The organism is Serratia surfactantfaciens (genome assembly GCF_001642805.2).
In the GTDB taxonomy this organism is placed as follows: Bacteria; Pseudomonadota; Gammaproteobacteria; order Enterobacterales; family Enterobacteriaceae; genus Serratia; species Serratia surfactantfaciens.
The window spans coordinates 4,370,989-4,386,923 of sequence record NZ_CP016948.1 but is presented as its reverse complement, the minus strand read 5'-3'; the positions used below and the strand labels follow the sequence as shown (position 1 = coordinate 4,386,923).

The 15,935-nt window shown below is 60.5% G+C and carries 16 protein-coding genes; 5 read left to right on the top strand and 11 right to left on the bottom strand.

Annotation, left to right across the window (positions count from 1 at the left end; translation table 11 throughout):
* Positions 1-156: 156 nt before the first annotated feature.
* Positions 157-1,368, top strand: coding sequence for a sodium/glutamate symporter (gene gltS / locus ATE40_RS20545; protein ID WP_019452187.1), 1,212 nt, complete (start codon positions 157-159; stop codon positions 1,366-1,368).
* Positions 1,369-1,411: 43 nt separating this feature from the next.
* Here gltS and recG read toward each other — a convergent pair whose 3' ends face one another.
* The 6 genes from recG to ATE40_RS20515 form a co-directional block, all read right to left on the bottom strand.
* Complete coding sequence (recG, locus tag ATE40_RS20540) at positions 1,412-3,493, bottom strand: ATP-dependent DNA helicase RecG (RefSeq protein ID WP_063918309.1); 2,082 nt, start codon at positions 3,491-3,493, stop codon at positions 1,412-1,414.
* Entirely contained in the window at positions 3,490-4,185 is a 696-nt protein-coding gene (trmH, locus tag ATE40_RS20535; RefSeq protein WP_004931227.1) for a tRNA (guanosine(18)-2'-O)-methyltransferase TrmH, read from the bottom strand. Before trmH ends, recG begins: the two co-directional genes overlap by 4 nt.
* A gap of 5 nt (positions 4,186-4,190) precedes the next feature.
* Positions 4,191-6,302 (bottom strand): bifunctional GTP diphosphokinase/guanosine-3',5'-bis pyrophosphate 3'-pyrophosphohydrolase, encoded by a 2,112-nt coding sequence (gene spoT / locus ATE40_RS20530; protein WP_019452189.1) that lies wholly within the window; start codon positions 6,300-6,302, stop codon positions 4,191-4,193.
* 18 nt (positions 6,303-6,320) lie between these two features.
* Positions 6,321-6,596, bottom strand: coding sequence for a DNA-directed RNA polymerase subunit omega (gene rpoZ / locus ATE40_RS20525; RefSeq protein ID WP_004931221.1), 276 nt, complete (start codon positions 6,594-6,596; stop codon positions 6,321-6,323).
* 54 nt (positions 6,597-6,650) lie between these two features.
* Positions 6,651-7,274 carry a guanylate kinase gene (gmk, locus tag ATE40_RS20520; RefSeq protein WP_004931218.1) on the bottom strand — a complete coding sequence of 208 codons (624 nt, stop codon included), beginning with the start codon at positions 7,272-7,274 and terminating at the stop codon, positions 6,651-6,653.
* A gap of 211 nt (positions 7,275-7,485) precedes the next feature.
* Positions 7,486-8,103, bottom strand: a complete 618-nt coding sequence (locus ATE40_RS20515; RefSeq protein ID WP_019452191.1) for a trimeric intracellular cation channel family protein — start codon at positions 8,101-8,103, stop codon at positions 7,486-7,488.
* A 253-nt stretch (positions 8,104-8,356) separates the two neighbouring features.
* On the opposite strand from ATE40_RS20515, the gene ATE40_RS20510 reads away from it, so the two are divergent.
* Positions 8,357-8,794 (top strand): DUF3574 domain-containing protein, encoded by a 438-nt coding sequence (locus tag ATE40_RS20510; protein ID WP_063918310.1) that lies wholly within the window; start codon positions 8,357-8,359, stop codon positions 8,792-8,794.
* Positions 8,795-8,828: 34 nt separating this feature from the next.
* Here ATE40_RS20510 and ATE40_RS20505 read toward each other — a convergent pair whose 3' ends face one another.
* Positions 8,829-10,013 carry a NupC/NupG family nucleoside CNT transporter gene (locus ATE40_RS20505; protein ID WP_004931212.1) on the bottom strand — a complete coding sequence of 395 codons (1,185 nt, stop codon included), beginning with the start codon at positions 10,011-10,013 and terminating at the stop codon, positions 8,829-8,831.
* 349 nt (positions 10,014-10,362) lie between these two features.
* Between ATE40_RS20505 and ATE40_RS20500 the strand changes: the two genes are divergently transcribed.
* Positions 10,363-10,752 carry a hypothetical protein gene (locus ATE40_RS20500; RefSeq protein ID WP_019452194.1) on the top strand — a complete coding sequence of 130 codons (390 nt, stop codon included), beginning with the start codon at positions 10,363-10,365 and terminating at the stop codon, positions 10,750-10,752.
* Positions 10,753-10,807: 55 nt separating this feature from the next.
* Here the strand turns inward: ATE40_RS20500 and ATE40_RS20495 are convergent, their stop codons facing one another.
* The gene (locus ATE40_RS20495; protein WP_015379441.1) at positions 10,808-11,671 is read right to left on the bottom strand and encodes a YicC/YloC family endoribonuclease; all 864 of its coding nucleotides are present in this window, start codon (positions 11,669-11,671) and stop codon (positions 10,808-10,810) included.
* A 126-nt stretch (positions 11,672-11,797) separates the two neighbouring features.
* Here ATE40_RS20495 and rph point away from each other — a divergent pair, with 126 nt between their 5' ends.
* Positions 11,798-12,514 carry a ribonuclease PH gene (rph, locus tag ATE40_RS20490; RefSeq protein ID WP_063918311.1) on the top strand — a complete coding sequence of 239 codons (717 nt, stop codon included), beginning with the start codon at positions 11,798-11,800 and terminating at the stop codon, positions 12,512-12,514.
* Between the two features lie 96 nt (positions 12,515-12,610).
* The gene (pyrE, locus tag ATE40_RS20485; RefSeq protein WP_063918312.1) at positions 12,611-13,252 is read left to right on the top strand and encodes an orotate phosphoribosyltransferase; all 642 of its coding nucleotides are present in this window, start codon (positions 12,611-12,613) and stop codon (positions 13,250-13,252) included.
* Positions 13,253-13,283: 31 nt separating this feature from the next.
* Here the strand turns inward: pyrE and slmA are convergent, their stop codons facing one another.
* From slmA to coaBC, 3 genes are all read right to left on the bottom strand, one after another.
* The gene (gene slmA, locus ATE40_RS20480) at positions 13,284-13,880 is read right to left on the bottom strand and encodes a nucleoid occlusion factor SlmA (protein WP_004931203.1); all 597 of its coding nucleotides are present in this window, start codon (positions 13,878-13,880) and stop codon (positions 13,284-13,286) included.
* A 251-nt stretch (positions 13,881-14,131) separates the two neighbouring features.
* A complete protein-coding gene (dut, locus tag ATE40_RS20475) occupies positions 14,132-14,590 on the bottom strand; it encodes a dUTP diphosphatase (protein WP_015379440.1) in 459 nt (152 codons plus the stop codon).
* Positions 14,568-15,785 carry a bifunctional phosphopantothenoylcysteine decarboxylase/phosphopantothenate--cysteine ligase CoaBC gene (gene coaBC, locus ATE40_RS20470; RefSeq protein ID WP_043129414.1) on the bottom strand — a complete coding sequence of 406 codons (1,218 nt, stop codon included), beginning with the start codon at positions 15,783-15,785 and terminating at the stop codon, positions 14,568-14,570. The genes dut and coaBC overlap by 23 nt, the downstream gene beginning before the upstream one ends.
* Positions 15,786-15,935: the final 150 nt, after the last annotated feature.

The window sequence follows — 15,935 nt, the reverse complement described above, 5'->3', positions numbered from 1 at the left end:
GCCGACTTTCTCGTTTATGTCGCATTTTCATTCATTTTTTCTTGTCATCTCAGCGTTTTTTACTTCTAATCCTGCACTCATCAAGTTTAAAAACTCAGTGGTTTTCTATAACTTATTATTTTTATTTGGATCTTTTCCCTTACATGGAGTACCTGGATGTTTCATCTTGATACTTATGGCACGTTAGTCGCGGCGACGCTGGTTTTGCTCCTCGGGGGCAAGTGCGTCAGGACCATTCCCCTGCTGCGAAAATATACCATTCCTGCTCCCGTCGCCGGCGGTTTGCTGGTGGCCCTGCTGCTGTTAGCCCTGAAAAAGCTCGTCAACTGGGAAATCAGTTTTGACATGTCGCTGAAGGACCCGCTGATGCTGGCCTTCTTCGCCACCATCGGTCTGAACGCCAACCTGGCGCGTTTGCGCGCCGGTGGCAAGGTACTGGTGGTGTTCCTGTTCGTGGTGCTGGGGTTGCTTATCGTGCAGAACGCCATCGGCATCGGCATGGCGAAAATGCTGGGGCTGGATCCGCTGATGGGCCTGATCGCCGGGTCGATCACCCTGTCGGGCGGGCACGGCACCGGGGCGGCCTGGAGCAAGCTGTTCATCGAGCGCTACGGTTTTGAAAACGCGACGGAAGTCGCCATGGCCTGCGCCACCTTCGGCCTGGTGCTGGGCGGCCTGATCGGCGGCCCGGTGGCGCGCTATCTGGTCAAACACTCCTCTACGCCGGAAGGCTCGCCGGAAGACAGCGTGCAGCCGAGCGGCTTCGAGAAGCCGGAAAGCGGCCGTCTCATCACCTCGCTGGTGATGATCGAAACCATCGCCATGATCGCCATCTGTCTAAGCCTGGGGCAGCTGATTGCCGGCCTGCTGAGCGGCACGGTGTTTGAACTGCCGAACTTCGTTTGCGTGCTGTTCGTCGGGGTGATCCTCAGCAACACGCTGGCCTTCACCGGTTTTTATACCGTGTTCGAGCGGGCGGTATCGGTGCTGGGCAACGTCAGCCTGTCGCTGTTCCTGGCGATGGCACTGATGAGCCTGCGCCTGTGGGAGCTGGCCTCGCTGGCGCTGCCGATGCTGGCGATCCTGGCGGTGCAGACGCTGGTCATGGCGCTGTACGCGATCTTCGTTACCTACCGGGTGATGGGTAAAAACTACGACGCGGCGGTGCTGGCTGCCGGCCACTGCGGCTTCGGCATGGGTGCCACGCCGACGGCGATCGCCAACATGCAGGCGATCACCGATCGTTTCGGCCCGTCGCACGTGGCGTTTTTGGTGGTACCGATGGTGGGGGCGTTCTTTATCGATATCGCCAATGCCATCGTCATCAAGCTGTATCTGCTGCTGCCGGTGTTCCCGGCGGTGGGGTGATATCGCGAGCCAGAAAAGAAGAGGGCGCCGTCGGCGCCCTTTTTTATGCGTTGGAGTAGCGCGCCTTCTCCGGCAGCCAGCGCTCGATCAGCGCCTGGGCATGTTCGGGATAGTGCTGGTGGAGGTGGCGAGCGACGCGTTGCACTTCGGGGATCATCGCCTGGTCGCGCAGCAGGTCTGCCACTTTGAATTCGGCGCTGCCGGTCTGGCGGGTGCCGAGCAGCTCGCCCGGGCCGCGGATCTCCAGATCGCGCTGCGCGATGACGAAGCCGTCATTGCTGTCGCGCAGCACCTGCAGGCGCGTTTGCGCGGTTTTGCTCAGCGGCGTTTTGTACAGCAGCACGCAGTGTGAGGCCACCGCGCCGCGCCCCACGCGGCCGCGCAGCTGGTGCAGTTGCGCCAGACCCAGCCGCTCCGGGTTCTCGATAATCATCAGGCTGGCGTTCGGCACGTCGACGCCGACTTCGATCACCGTGGTGGCGACCAACAGCTGCAGCTCGCCCTGTTTAAACGCCTGCATCACCGCCTGCTTCTCCTGAGCTTTCATGCGGCCGTGCACCAGCGCCACCTTCAGCTCCGGCAGCGCGGTTTTCAATTCTTCCCAGGTGGCTTCCGCCGCCTGCGCCTCCAGCAGTTCGGACTCTTCGATCAACGTGCACACCCAGTAAGCCTGCCGGCCCTCTTCCAGGCAGGCGCTCTTCACCCGTTGAATGATGTCGGCGCGGCGGGTATCGGGAATGGCGACGGTGGTCACCGGCGTGCGGCCCGGCGGCAGCTCGTCGATGACCGAGGTATCGAGATCGGCATAGGCGGTCATTGCCAGCGTGCGCGGGATCGGCGTGGCGGTCATGATCAGCTGATGGGCGTGGAAGCCCTGTTCTTCGCCTTTCTCCCACAGCGCCAGCCGCTGATGCACCCCGAAGCGGTGCTGCTCATCGATGATCACCAGTGCCAGGCCGTTGAACTGCACCTGTTCCTGGAAGATGGCGTGGGTGCCGACCACCATCGACACCTGGCCGCTGGCGATGGCCTCCTGCTGCGCGATGCGCGCCTTGCCTTTCTGTTTGCCGGCCAGCCAGCCGACCTCCAGCCCCAGCGGTTCGAACCACTGACGGAAATTGTTGGCGTGCTGCTCGGCCAGCAGCTCGGTTGGCGCCATCAGCGCTACCTGCTTGCCGTGCGCGATAGCGCGCAGCGCCGCCAGCGCCGCCACCAGCGTTTTGCCGGAGCCGACGTCGCCTTGCACCAGCCGCATCATCGGGAAGTCTTTTTGCATATCGGCTTCGATGTCGGCCACCACGCGCGTTTGCGCGCCGGTCGGCGAGAACGGCAGCTGGGCGAGAAAACGGTTTTTCAGCCGATCGTCCGGCAGCAGCGGCTGCGCCCGGTAACTCTGGGCACCGGCGCGCACCGCCAGCATGCTGAGGTTATGCGCCAACAGCTCTTCGAGGATCAGGCGTTTTTGCGCCGGGTGTTTGCCCAGCTCCAGATCCGCCAGCTGGATGTCCGGCGGCGGGCGGTGCAGGGTGTGCAGCGCCTGCGGCAGGCTCATCAGGCCGCCGCTCAGCTCCGGCGGCAGCAGTTCGGCAATGGCGCAGGTATCCAGCAGCTCCAGCGCCTGGTCGGTCAATTTGCGCAGCGTGGCCTGCCGCACCCCCTCGGTGGTGGGGTAGACCGGCGTCAGCGACTCCTGCAGCTCAACCTCGCTGGTTTCGCCCTGAATGCGGTATTCCGGATGGATGATCTCCGCGCCGTGGTTGCCGCGTTTGATCTCGCCGTAGGCGGTCACGCGGCGGCCGGTGGCCAGGCTGTTCTTCATCGCGGCGTTAAAGTTGAAGAACCGCATGGTGAGGATGCCGGTACCGTCGCTGATCTGGCAGGTCAGCATGCGGCGGCGGCCGAAACTGATGTCGCTGCGCAGCACTTCCCCTTCTACCGTGGCGTAGATGCCCGGCAGCAAATCGTTGATCGGATAGAGGCGGGTGCGGTCTTCGTAGCGCAGCGGCAGGTGCAGCAGCAGGTCCTGAATGGTATCGAGGCCAAGCTTGGCCAATTTGCCCGCCTGGCTGGCGCCAACCCCGGAAAGCGTGGTGAGTGGGACAGCATCCAGCAGGCGGCCTTTCATTTGCGCACCGTCGCCTGCATGGCCGCCCACCATTCGGCGCTGGCGACCACCTGGCCCTGTTCGTCGATCTGCGGGCGCGGCAGCCCTTTGCGTTTGGCCACATTGGCCAGCACCGGGTAGCCGCCTTCGAACAGCAGGCGCTGCTGCTCTTCTTCGTCCAGCATGCTGTTATCGCGGCGATACAGGCCGGCGTTTTGCCGTTGGCGCTGCGCCTCATACAGGATCAGCGCGGAGGCTACGGAGACGTTGAGCGATTGCACCATGCCGATCATCGGAATGACGATGTCCTGATCGGCCAGCGCCAGCGCTTCTTCGGTGATGCCGGTTTTTTCCTGGCCGAGCAGCACGCAGGTTGGCCGGGTGTAGTCCACCTCGCGGAAATCGACCGCGCGCGCAGACAGGTTGGTGGCCAGAATTTGCATGCCCTGCGCTTTCAGGTGACCGACCGCGTCGCCGATGGTGCGGTGGGTTTTAACGCTGACCCAGCTGTTGCTGCCGGCGGCGGAGGAAACCAGGGTGCGCATGCGGGTGGTGGGCCACACGGCGTGGACCTGATGCACGCCGACGGCGTCGGCGGTACGGATAATGGCGGAGACGTTATGCGGTTTGTGCACCTGCTCCAGGCAAACCGTCAAATCCGGCTGCCGGGTCGCGAGCATTTCACAAATCCGCGCATAGCGTTCAGGACTCATAAGCGCTAGTTTCGGTTGCGGTTAACTTTGATCACATCCGGCATGATACGGATTTTACGCATAATGTTTGCCAAATGGATGCGATCGCGGGTGGTCAAGCGGATAAAGGCGCTATAAACCCGACCGTCTTTCTCTTCGGTGTTCAGGCTCTGAATATTGGACTCGGCCGCGTTGATCGCCGCCGTCAGGTTGGCCAGCGCGCCCTGGTGGTTAAACATATCCACCTTAATTTCGGCGATGAACTCCTGCTCGGTCTCTTTATCCCACTCGACCGCCATGAACTTCTCAGGCTCTTTCTGATAGCCGCGAATATTGCGGCAGGATTCATGGTGGATCACCAGCCCTTTGCCCGGGCTGACGTGAGCGATAATCGGGTCGCCCGGAATCGGGCGGCAGCACTTGGCGAAGGTGATCAACACCCCGTCGGCGCCCTTGATGGCCAGGTTGCGCACGCCGGAGGACGCGCCCAGGCTGGACTGATCGCCCTGCAGGTTCTTCGCCACCACCACGCTCATGGCGTTGCCGAGGCCGATTTCCGCCAGCAGATCGTCCAGCGTCGCCAGCTTCATGCGGTCCAGCTCGTGCTGAATGTTTTCCTGCGGGATTTCGGCCAGCTTGCGGCTGCCACCCAGCGCGTGGTTGAGCAGACGGCGGCCGAGGCCGACGGAGTCGTCGCGCTTGAGATTCTTCAGCATCTGGCGAATTTTGGCGCGCGCTTTCGAGCTGACCACGAAGTTCAGCCAGGCGGCGTTAGGCCGCGCGCCCGGTGCGGTGATGATCTCGACGGTCTGGCCGCTGGTCAGCGACTGCGACAGCGGGTATGGCTGACGATCGACGCGCGCGCCGACGCAGGCATGGCCGATATCGGTATGCACCGCATAGGCGAAGTCGACCGGCGTGGCGCCGGCGGGCAGCTCGACGATGCGGCCTTCCGGGGTGAAAACGTAAATCTCATCCGGGAACAGATCGGATTTGACGCTCTCAATAAATTCAAACGAACTGCCGGCGCTTTGCTGCAGCTCCAGCAGGCTTTGCATCCAGCGCTGGGCGCGGATCTGCGCCGTGGTGCCGGTTTCGCCCTGTTCTCTTTCCTTGTAAGCCCAGTGCGCGGCCACCCCCATCTCAGCCATCTGATCCATGTCTTCGGTGCGGATCTGCACTTCGACCGGCACGCCGTGCGGGCCGATCAGCGAGGTATGCAGCGATTGATAGCCGTTGGCCTTGGGAATGGCGATGTAATCTTTCACCCGCCCCGGACGCGGCTTGTACAGGCTGTGCACCTGGCCGAGCACGCGGTAGCAGGTATCGACCTCTTTGACGATCACCCGGAACGCGTAGATATCCATGATGGAATGGAACCGCTGTTCTTTCAGGTGCATCTTGAGGTAGATGGAATAGAGGTGTTTTTCCCGCCCGCTGACGCGGCAGGCGATGCCGGCTTCCGTCAGCCGCCCTTCGATCTCGGAGAGGATTTTTTGAATCATCTCTTTGCGGTTGCCGCGCGCGGCTTTCACCACTTCCTTGATCACACGATAACGGTTCGGGTACAGCGCCTCGAAGCCCAGCTCTTCCAGCTCGGTTTTCAGGTGATGAATACCCAGACGGTGGGCGAGCGGGCTGTAGATTTCCAGGGTTTCACGCGCGATGCGCCGGCGTTTGTCGGGGCGCAGAGAACCGAGGGTGCGCATGTTGTGCGTACGGTCGGCCAGCTTGATCAGCACGACGCGGATATCCTGCACCATCGCCATGATCATCTTGCGGAAGTTTTCCGCCTGCGCTTCTTTCTTGTCCTGGAATTTCAGCTTATCGAGCTTGGAGACGCCCTCGACCAGTTCGGCGACGCTCTTGCCGAACAGCTGTTCCATATCCTGATAGGTGGCCGGGGTGTCTTCGATGACGTCGTGCAGCAATGCCGCCATCAGCGTCTCGTGGTCGAGACGCATTTCCGCCAGGATGCAGGCCACGGCGACCGGGTGAGTAATGTAGGGCTCACCGCTGGAGCGTGTCTGGCCCTCGTGCGCGTCGCGCGCGACGAGGTATGCCTGTTTGAGGCGCTTAATCTGCTCCTCGGGCAGGTAACGTTGAATCAGCAGATTCAGGCTTTCAAACAGGTACAAGGCGGACTCGCAGTCTAATTAACGACGACCTTCAGCAATCGCGGTAACCGCTTGAATCTCTGCGGCTTCCTGCTCTTGCTGCTCCTGGCGCTCACGCACGTCGAGGATCTGGCTGGTGATCAGGCCTTCTTCGATTTCGCGCAGGGCGATAACGGTGTACTTGTCGTTCTCTTCCGGAACCAGTGCATCTTTGCCGCCGGTCTGGATCTGACGCGCCCGACGAGCAGCGACCAACACCAGGTCAAAACGGTTACCAATTTTCTCTACAGCGTCTTGAACAGTTACGCGTGCCATATTTGTGCTACTCCACAGGTGACGAAAAGACTGGGCATGATACTGAAACTGCCTTCAGTCTGCCAATAGTTTGCTGATTAAAGCGTCATGCCGCAGCAACTGGCGGCCCAAACGCAGGCGTTCGGCGCGAATGATGGTCTTCAGATCGGACAGCGCCAGATCGAAATCATCGTTCACGATCAGGTAATCGTACTCCGCGTAATGCGTCATTTCCGCCACGGCCTGAGCCATGCGCTTGGCGATCACCTCTTCGGAATCCTGCCCGCGCCCGCGCAGGCGGCGGCCCAGTTCTTCCTTCGACGGCGGCAGAATGAAGATGCTGCGCGCCTGCGGCATTTTGGCGCGGATTTGCTGCGCGCCCTGCCAGTCGATATCCAGAAACACGTCTACGCCGGTCGCCAACACTTGTTCGATGGCGGCGCGCGAGGTGCCGTAATAGTTGCCGAACACTTCGGCGTGCTCAAGAAACGCGTCCTGCTCGATCATCCGGCGGAATTCGTCTTTCGAGACGAAGAAATAGTGCTCGCCGTGATTTTCACCCGGGCGGCTGTCGCGCGTGGTGTGCGAAACCGAAACCTGCGTGTCGTACAGCGGTTGCGTCTTTAACAAAGCCTGAATCAGACTTGATTTACCTGCGCCACTGGGAGCAGAGACAATATAAAGCGTGCCTTGAGCCATGATGATGTTCGTTGATAACGGTTGATATGCCAATAACAGCGGATGTGTATTTTCTCCGCACAGTATACACGGCTAACGCGCCGGGTGCAGCGTTAGCTCGCATTTTGCCCGCGGCTTTGCGCGGAAAAAGCGGTGAATGCGCGAATTTGCGCGTTGAAGGGCGACATTTCTGCAGTTTTGGCCTCGGCGGCGGCGCGTTGCCGCCCCGACATCAATGATCCGGATGCTGGTAGTTGAACACCGGCAGGCCGAGGCGGAAGCGCAGGGCGATCAGGCGCGCGCTCAGGCCGGCGACCAGCGTGATGATCACCACCAGATTGTGCGGCAGGCTGAGGTGCTGCAGGCCGATATACAGCCAGGCGGCGCTGAAGGAGATGCCGGCGTAGATCTCCTTCTGGAACACCAGCGGGATACGGTTGCAGAACATGTCGCGCAGCACCCCGCCGAAGACGCCGGTGATCACCGCGGCGATGGCGGCGATAATCGCGCTGTGCCCCATATCCAGCGCCACCTGCGCGCCGATGATGGAGAAGACGATCAGGCCGACAGCGTCGAGCACCAGGAACAGGCGGCGCAGATGGCGCATCAGGGGGGCCACCCAGGTGGTGACGATCGCCGCTATCGCGACGATGACGATGTATTCCGGGTGTTTGACCCAGCCCAACGGAAAATGCCCGAGCAGCATATCGCGCACCGACCCGCCGCCGATCGCCGTGACCGAGGCGATGATGATCACGCCGAACATGTCCATTTGGCGGCGGCCGGCCGCCAGCGCGCCGGTCATGGCTTCGGCGGTGATGCCGATGATATAAAGGATGCTCAGTAACATAAGGGGTTCACAGCGTACTTGCGTCAGAATGATGGACGGCAGGGTAATCGCCGCCGAGGGTGCGCGCTACTGAGTTTTTTTCACCGATGGCGTTTCGGATTAATTTAGCTAATCCAAACTGCGTTTTTATTGCTGATAACCAGCCTTTTTTAACATCTTGCTGCTGATAAAAGCATTAGAAATTTCGCGCTTGTTTCCATCGCTGACTATGCTTTTTGCAGCTAATCCTTCAACTGAGAAACCGAGACTGCAGATGAAAAATTCCCCGAAACTGGCCGCCTGCGCCGTGGTGGCTGCCGCCCTGCTGTTGAGCGGCTGCGTGGCGCCAGGTCACCAGACAACGTCCCCCGCCCCGGTTTGCCGCACCGGCGATCCGCTGGTGCAGACAACGCTCTATTTTGGCCTGAATCGTCCGGCGGGGCCGGCGATCACCGCCGCCGAGTGGCAAACCTTCGTCGACAGCCAGGTGACGCCGCGCTTTAAAGACGGGCTGACGGTGTTTGACGCCAAAGGGCAGTGGCTGGGCCACGACGGCAAACTGGCGCGCGAGAACAGCAAGGCGCTGCTGCTGATCCATGCGCCGGGCAAAGAGAGCGAGACGAATATCGAGGCGCTGCGCAGCGGCTATAAGCAGCAGTTTGCGCAGGATTCTGTGATGCGGGTGGATGCGCCGGTGTGCGTGGCGTTTTAAAGCGAACTCCCGGCCTTATGGCCGGGAGTGGAGATTACAGCACCAGGCCGGCGATGGCCGCCGACAACAGGCTCACCAGCGTCGAGCCATAAACCAGCTTCAGGCCAAAGCGGGAAACTACGTTGCCTTGCTGCTCGTTCAGCCCCTTGATGGCGCCGGCGACGATGCCGATGGAGGCGAAGTTGGCGAACGACACCAGGAACACCGACAGAATGCCCAGCCCGCGCGGCGACAGCTCCGCCGCGATCTTCTTCAGCTCAATCATCGCCACGAATTCGTTGGCCACCAGTTTGGTTGCCATGATGCTGCCCGCCTTCAAGGCCTCTTCCGCCGGGATGCCGATCAGCCAGGCCAGCGGATAGAACACGTAGCCGAGGATCTGCTGGAAGCTGATGCCGAGCACCGCCGAGAACAGCGCATTGACGGCGGAGATCAGTGCGATAAAGCCGATCAGCATCGCCGCGATGATCATCGCAATTTTGAAGCCGGCCAGAATGTACTCGCCCAACATTTCGAAGAAGCTCTGATCTTCGTGCAGCTTGTTCAGCTTCAGCTCCGGCTCGTCTTCGACCTGATACGGGTTGATGATCGACAGGATGATGAAGGTGCTGAACATATTAAGGATCAACGCCGCCACCACGTACTGCGCGTCGATCATCGACATGTAGGCGCCGACGATGGAGAGCGATACCGTCGACATGGCGGTGGCGGCCATGGTGTACATGCGGCGCGGCGAGATATCGCCGATGATGCCTTTATAGGCGATAAAGTTCTCCGACTGCCCCAGCACCAGCGTGCTGACGGCGTTGAACGACTCCAGCTTGCCCATGCCGTTGACCTTGGACAGCAGGGTGCCGACCAGACGGATGATCAGCGGCAGGATGCGGAAATGCTGCAAAATGCCGATCAGGGCGGAAATAAAGATGATAGGGCACAAAACGCCGAGGAAGATGAACGCCAGGCCATCCTTGCTCATGCCGCCGAACACGAACTCCGATCCTTGTGCCGCGTAGGCGAGCAGGGTGTCGAAGAAGCCGGCGACGTGTTTGATCACGCTGAGCCCGCTGGCGGAGTGCAGGAAGAAATAGGCCAGCGCGCCTTCGATCACCAGTAGCTGGATGATATAGCGCAGGCGGATTTTCTTGCGATTATTGCTGACCAGCAGCGCCAGGGCGATGATCACCACCAGGGCCATAATAAATTGCAGAATTTGTGGCATAAACGGTCCGTACGGTTCACGGGCAGGAAAAAAACACATTTAGCCACAGCATCGCCGTCCTTTCATTACCTTGCGTGATAATTAGAACAAAATACTTATGGCATGCGGGATATCTTGCCGAATGTCATCCACACGCGCTGCTCGGCAGTTTTTCATAAGCCCCCTGTGAACAGCCTACTGGCCCGCAACCTGATGCAACCTTCGCCCCACGCGTGCAGACGCCTGGAATCTGGCTCGCAATGGGGGATTTTTCCCGGCGCAAAACGTGGTTTTCTCGGCTAAGACGGAGAAACATGCTTGAGCAGGGCGCCGCGACCGGCGCGCATTTTCTCAAGTCAGGAGGTGAACGATGAATACCGGCATGTTGCTCAGGGCGCTGGCCAACGGCGTTAATCCCGACACCGGCGAGCTGTTGAAACCGGCTTCAGCGGCCTGTGCGCCGGAGGCTATCCGCCTGCTGTTCGCGTTGGCCAACGAGTTCGACGGTGAATCCGCACTGCAGAAAAAAGCCCGGCTGACGCCGGAAGAGAAGCGGCAGAAAAATCTCATTGAGGGTCGGCCGGCCAATGCCTATTTCCCCTGGTCGGAAGAGGAAAAACTGCGGCTGCGCGAGAGCCATGCGGCCGGGGCGACGCTGGAAGCGTTGAGCGATGAGTTTGAGCGCTCAACCTGGAGCATTGCGGTGCAGCTGCAGAAAATGGGGTTGATCGGTGAGGAGCAGGCGGCCGCCTATCGCTGATCTGCAGCCATAAAAAAGCCCGCGTGCCGCGGGCTTGATGGCGTGCGGAGCGGGATCACTCGATGTTCTGGATCTGCTCGCGCATCTGCTCGATCAGCACCTTCAGCTCGATGGCGGAGGCGGTGACGTCGGCATTGATCGACTTGGAGGCCAGGGTGTTCGATTCGCGGTTGAACTCCTGCATCATAAAGTCGAGGCGGCGGCCGACGGCTTCTTTCTTCTTCAGGATGTTGTGCGTCTCTTTCACGTGCGCTTCCAGACGGTCCAGCTCTTCGGCGACGTCGATGCGCTGCGCCATCAGCACCAGCTCCTGCTCCAGGCGGGTGTTTTCCAGCTGCACCTGCGCCTCTTCCAGCTTGCTGACCAGGCGCTCGCGCTGCCATTGCAGGATGTTCGGCATCTGGGCGCGCACTTTGACCACTTCGGCGCTGACGCCGTCGAGGCGCTGTTCGATCAGCGTTTTCAGCGCGGCGCCTTCGCTTTCGCGTGCCACGATAAAGTCATCCAGCGCGCCGTCCAGCGCCTGCATCAGCTCGGCGCTGATGGCGTCCAGATCCTGCTCCTGCGCGGACATCACACCCGGCCAGCGCAGCACGTCGATCGGGTTGATTTCCCCTTCGTCGCTCTGCATTTTCACCCAGTTGGCGGCTTCGACCAGCTGTTTGGCCAGCTTTTCGTTCAGGATCAGCGAGCTTTGCGCGCTTGGGTCCAGTTCGAAACGCAGGTTGCATTCGACTTTGCCGCGGGTCAGGCGGCCACGGATACGTTCACGGATCACCGGCTCCAGGCTGCGGAATTGTTCCGGCAGGCGGATGTAGGTTTCTAAGTAGCGCTGGTTAACGGAACGCAGCTCCCAGGCTGCGCTGCCCCATTCACCCTTGATTTCACGCCGGGCGTAGGCGGTCATGCTGCGGATCATTGATGCGTACCCGTAATAGGAAAAGATGGGGCGATTATAGCGTCGCGGCTGCGGGCAGGATAGGCATTACGTCACGAAGCCCGTATAATGCGCAGCCAATAGTTGATTTGAAGCCGGAGAGAGCCCATGCGTCCTGCAGGCAGAGCACCACAGCAAGTTCGCCCACTGACACTGACCCGTCACTATACCAAACACGCTGAAGGTTCAGTGCTGGTTGAGTTTGGCGATACCAAAGTCTTGTGCACCGCCACGGTAGAAGAGGGCGTTCCGCGCTTCCTGAAAGGCCAGGGGCAAGGTTGGATCACCGCCGAGTACGGTATGCTGCCGCGCTCCACCCACAGCCGCAATGCCCGTGAAGCCGCCAAAGGCAAGCAGGGCGGCCGCACGCTGGAAATCCAGCGTCTGATCGCCCGCTCGCTGCGCGCCGCAGTGGATCTGAAAAAGCTCGGTGAATTCACCATCACCCTCGACTGCGACGTACTGCAGGCCGACGGCGGTACCCGCACCGCCTCCATCTCCGGCGCCTGCGTGGCGCTGGCCGACGCGCTGAACACGCTGGTGGCCAACGGCAAGCTGAAAGCCAACCCGATGAAGGGCATGGTGGCGGCGGTTTCCGTCGGCATCGTCAATGGCGAAGCGCTGTGCGATCTGGAGTATGTGGAAGATTCCGCCGCGGAAACCGACATGAACGTGGTGATGATGGAAGACGGCCGCATGATTGAAGTGCAAGGCACCGCCGAAGGCGAGCCGTTCAGCCACGATGAGCTGTTGGCGCTATTGGCGCTGGCCCGAGGGGGCATCGAAACCATCTTCCAGGCGCAGAAAGCGGCGCTGGCGAACTGATTTTTTAAGGCGACTGAGAAGTCGCCTTTTTTATGCCCGACGATCGGGCGGCAGTAATGACAAGACCCAAACAGATTCAGACGAGGAGAAGCAGTAATGAAAGCCTATCAGCGCCAGTTTATCGAGTTCGCGCTTAACAAGCAGGTATTGAAGTTCGGCGAGTTCACCCTGAAATCCGGCCGCACTAGCCCGTATTTCTTCAACGCCGGCCTGTTTAATACCGGGCGCGATCTTGCGCTGTTGGGGCGCTTCTACGCCGAAGCCCTGATGGATTCCGGCATCGATTTCGACCTGCTGTTTGGCCCGGCCTATAAAGGCATTCCTATCGCCACCACCACGGCGGTGGCGCTGGCGGAACACCATGAGCGCGACGTGCCTTACTGCTTTAACCGCAAGGAAGCCAAAACCCATGGCGAAGGTGGTTCGCTGGTGGGCAGTCCGCTGCAGGGGCGCGTGATGCTGGTGGACGATGTGATCACCGCCGGCACCGCGATCCGCGAGTCGATGGAAATCATCGGCGCCAGCGGCGCTTCGCTGGCGGGGGTGCTGATCTCCCTCGACCGTCAGGAACGCGGCCGCGCGGATATCTCCGCCATTCAGGAAGTGGAACGCGACTATCACTGCAAGGTGATTTCGATCGTGACGCTGAAAGACCTGATTGCCTACCTGGAAGAGAAACCGGAGATGGCGGACCACCTGGCGGCGGTGCGCACTTACCGCGAGCAGTACGGCGTCTAAATAACAACGCCGGGCATGCCCGGCGTTTTCGTTATTGCAGCTGTGCCGCTAATAGCGGCCAGCGGGCGTCGAATTCCTGCGTGGGGCGATAGCGGAATTCCGAACGCACATAGCGCGACAACATGCCTTCGCAGAAGGCCAGCAGCTGGCTGGCCAGCAGCGTTTCATCGACGATAAAGCCTTTGCCTTCGCGCAATTTGCGCTCTTTCAGCACCTGGCGCAGCTGCGCCTCGATGCGCTCGAACAGCTGATTGATGCGGCCCTGCAGGCGATCCTGTTCAAACATCAGCGCGTGGCCGGTCATGATGCGCGTCAGCCCTGGGTTGCGTTCCGCAAAGCCCAGAATCAGCAGCAAAATCAGGCGCAGACGATTAAACGTCTCTTTCTCGTCCTGCAAGATCAGGTTGATGCGGGTGATCAGGCTGTCTTCAATAAACTCGATCAGACTGTCGAACATCCGTGTCTTGCTGGGGAAATGCCGGTACAGCGCAGCTTCAGAAACACCCACGTTCGCGGCGAGCTTGGCGGTGGTGATGCGTTGGCTGCCGTCGCTGGACTCCAGCATCTGGGCTAACGCCTGCAATATTTCCTCGCGCCGATTCCTTTTCGTCTTTTCTTTTTCTGCCATGTCTGATTAGACCCTTGCTAAAACTTAACTGACGGAAACCCGCGCACCGGCCGCTGCAGAGCAGGCTCTGTGCGGCTTATGTGATAGCTTTTTTACGATGCTGGGGTCAGCGGCCTTAACGGCCTTTTTCCGCGCTGCCTGGTGTGCGCTGCAATTGTCGCGGTAAAACCTTGCCGCAGAGACATCCTTCTCCCCGGAAAGGCAAGGTTCAGGCGACGTTTCCCTGCCGGCCATCGTACATTGGGTAGCGCTTAGTGGCGCCCCGAGTGGCCGAAGCCGCCTTCGCCGCGTTCGCTGCTGTCGAACTCTTCCACCAGGTTGAATTCGGCCTGCACCACCGGCACGAAGACCATCTGCGCGATGCGTTCGCCCGGCTCGATGGTGAAGTGCTTCTGGCCGCGGTTCCACACGGACACCATCAGCTGGCCCTGGTAATCGGAGTCGATCAGGCCGACCAGGTTGCCCAGCACGACGCCGTGCTTATGGCCCAGGCCCGAGCGCGGCAGGATCACTGCCGCCAGGCTAGCGTCGGCGATGTGGATCGCGAGGCCGGTAGGCAGCAGCGTGGTTTCACCCGGCGCCAGCTCCACCGCGCTGTCCAGGCAGGCGCGCAGGTCGAGACCGGCAGAGCCCGGAGTAGCGTAGGTCGGTAGCGGGAAATCCTGACCGATGCGTGGGTCGAGGATCTTAACGTCGATTTTTTTCATCATAACGGCTGACTATCTCGTCTATTAAACGTTGGCCAAGGAGTGCCTTGTCGCTCAGCGCCAGGCGTTTCTCTCCATCCTGCCAAAAAAGGTGCAGGGCATTGGTGTCGCTGTTGAACCCGTGCTCTGCAAGCGATACATCGTTAGCGCAAATTAAATCCAGCTTCTTACGCGCCAGTTTTTGCCGCGCGTATTCTTCCACATTCTGGGTTTCGGCGGCAAACCCCACGACAAAGGGGCGATTTTTGGTCATCGCCGCCACGCCGGCGACGATATCGGGGTTTTTTACCATCTTGAGGACGATTTCATCACCCTGTTTTTTTATTTTTTCATCGGCGATCCGCTCGGGGCGATAGTCGGCCACGGCGGCGCAGGAGATGAAAATCTGCTGCTGCGCGGCGCGTTGCTGCACCGCCTGCTCCATCTCCAGTGCGCTGGTAACGTCGACTCGGGTGACTGATGGCGGCGTCGGCAAATTGACCGGCCCGGCGATCAGCGTTACCTGCGCGCCGCGAGCGGCGGCGGCGCGGGCAATGGCGAAGCCCATTTTGCCTGAGCTGTGATTACTGATGAAACGTACCGGATCCAGCGCTTCACGCGTCGGGCCGGCGGTGATCATAACCTGCAAATGTTGCAGATCCTGCGTGACAGAGAAATGGCCGTTCGCCAGTTCGACGATGTCCAGCGGATCCAGCATGCGGCCCGGGCCGACGTCGCCGCAGGCCTGGCTGCCGCTGTCCGGCCCCCAGAGCAGCATGCCACGTGCCTGCAGCGTTTGCAGGTTGGCCTGCGTGGCGGCGGCGCGATACATCTGCTGGTTCATGGCGGGCGCGGCGGCGATAGGTGCGTCGGTCGCCAGGCAGACGGTGGTCAGCAGATCGTTGGCCATGCCGGCGGCGACGCGCGCCAGCAGATCGGCGGTCGCCGGCGCCAGAATCACCAGGTCCGCCCATTTGCCGAGTTCGATGTGGCCCATGGCGGCTTCGGCGGCGGGATCCAACAGATCGTCGGACACCGGATAGCCGGAAACGGCCTGCAGCGTCAGCGGCGTAATGAACGCCTTGGCGGCGTGGGTCATCACCACGCGCACTTCTGCGCCTCTGTCGCGCAGGCGGCGCACCAGCTCTGGGCATTTGTAGGCGGCGATGCCGCCGCTGATGCCAAGCACAATATGTTTGCCGGAAAGTCCCGTCATCATCATTGTCCGATTGAAAGCCGAAAGATGCGCCATTTTAGCATATCCGCCGTTCAGGTGAGCGATTCCGCAATGGCTGCAAGGCGTTACATTGTGCTTTGCGAAACACTTCGCAATGTTATCAAACACCTGTCGAACGCGCCGGGTGGCACA

Excerpts from the sequence above, each read along its gene's own strand:
- gltS (WP_019452187.1), top strand. The coding sequence starts at position 157 with ATGTTTCATCTTGATACTTATGGCACGTTAGTCGCGGCGACGCTGGTT.
- recG (WP_063918309.1), bottom strand. The coding sequence starts at position 3,493 with ATGAAAGGCCGCCTGCTGGATGCTGTCCCACTCACCACGCTTTCCGGG.
- trmH (WP_004931227.1), bottom strand. The coding sequence starts at position 4,185 with ATGAGTCCTGAACGCTATGCGCGGATTTGTGAAATGCTCGCGACCCGG.
- rpoZ (WP_004931221.1), bottom strand. The coding sequence starts at position 6,596 with ATGGCACGCGTAACTGTTCAAGACGCTGTAGAGAAAATTGGTAACCGT.
- gmk (WP_004931218.1), bottom strand. The coding sequence starts at position 7,274 with ATGGCTCAAGGCACGCTTTATATTGTCTCTGCTCCCAGTGGCGCAGGT.
- ATE40_RS20515 (WP_019452191.1), bottom strand. The coding sequence starts at position 8,103 with ATGTTACTGAGCATCCTTTATATCATCGGCATCACCGCCGAAGCCATG.
- ATE40_RS20510 (WP_063918310.1), top strand. The coding sequence starts at position 8,357 with ATGAAAAATTCCCCGAAACTGGCCGCCTGCGCCGTGGTGGCTGCCGCC.
- ATE40_RS20505 (WP_004931212.1), bottom strand. The coding sequence starts at position 10,013 with ATGCCACAAATTCTGCAATTTATTATGGCCCTGGTGGTGATCATCGCC.
- ATE40_RS20500 (WP_019452194.1), top strand. The coding sequence starts at position 10,363 with ATGAATACCGGCATGTTGCTCAGGGCGCTGGCCAACGGCGTTAATCCC.
- ATE40_RS20495 (WP_015379441.1), bottom strand. The coding sequence starts at position 11,671 with ATGATCCGCAGCATGACCGCCTACGCCCGGCGTGAAATCAAGGGTGAA.
- rph (WP_063918311.1), top strand. The coding sequence starts at position 11,798 with ATGCGTCCTGCAGGCAGAGCACCACAGCAAGTTCGCCCACTGACACTG.
- pyrE (WP_063918312.1), top strand. The coding sequence starts at position 12,611 with ATGAAAGCCTATCAGCGCCAGTTTATCGAGTTCGCGCTTAACAAGCAG.
- slmA (WP_004931203.1), bottom strand. The coding sequence starts at position 13,880 with ATGGCAGAAAAAGAAAAGACGAAAAGGAATCGGCGCGAGGAAATATTG.
- dut (WP_015379440.1), bottom strand. The coding sequence starts at position 14,590 with ATGATGAAAAAAATCGACGTTAAGATCCTCGACCCACGCATCGGTCAG.
- coaBC (WP_043129414.1), bottom strand. The coding sequence starts at position 15,785 with ATGATGACGGGACTTTCCGGCAAACATATTGTGCTTGGCATCAGCGGC.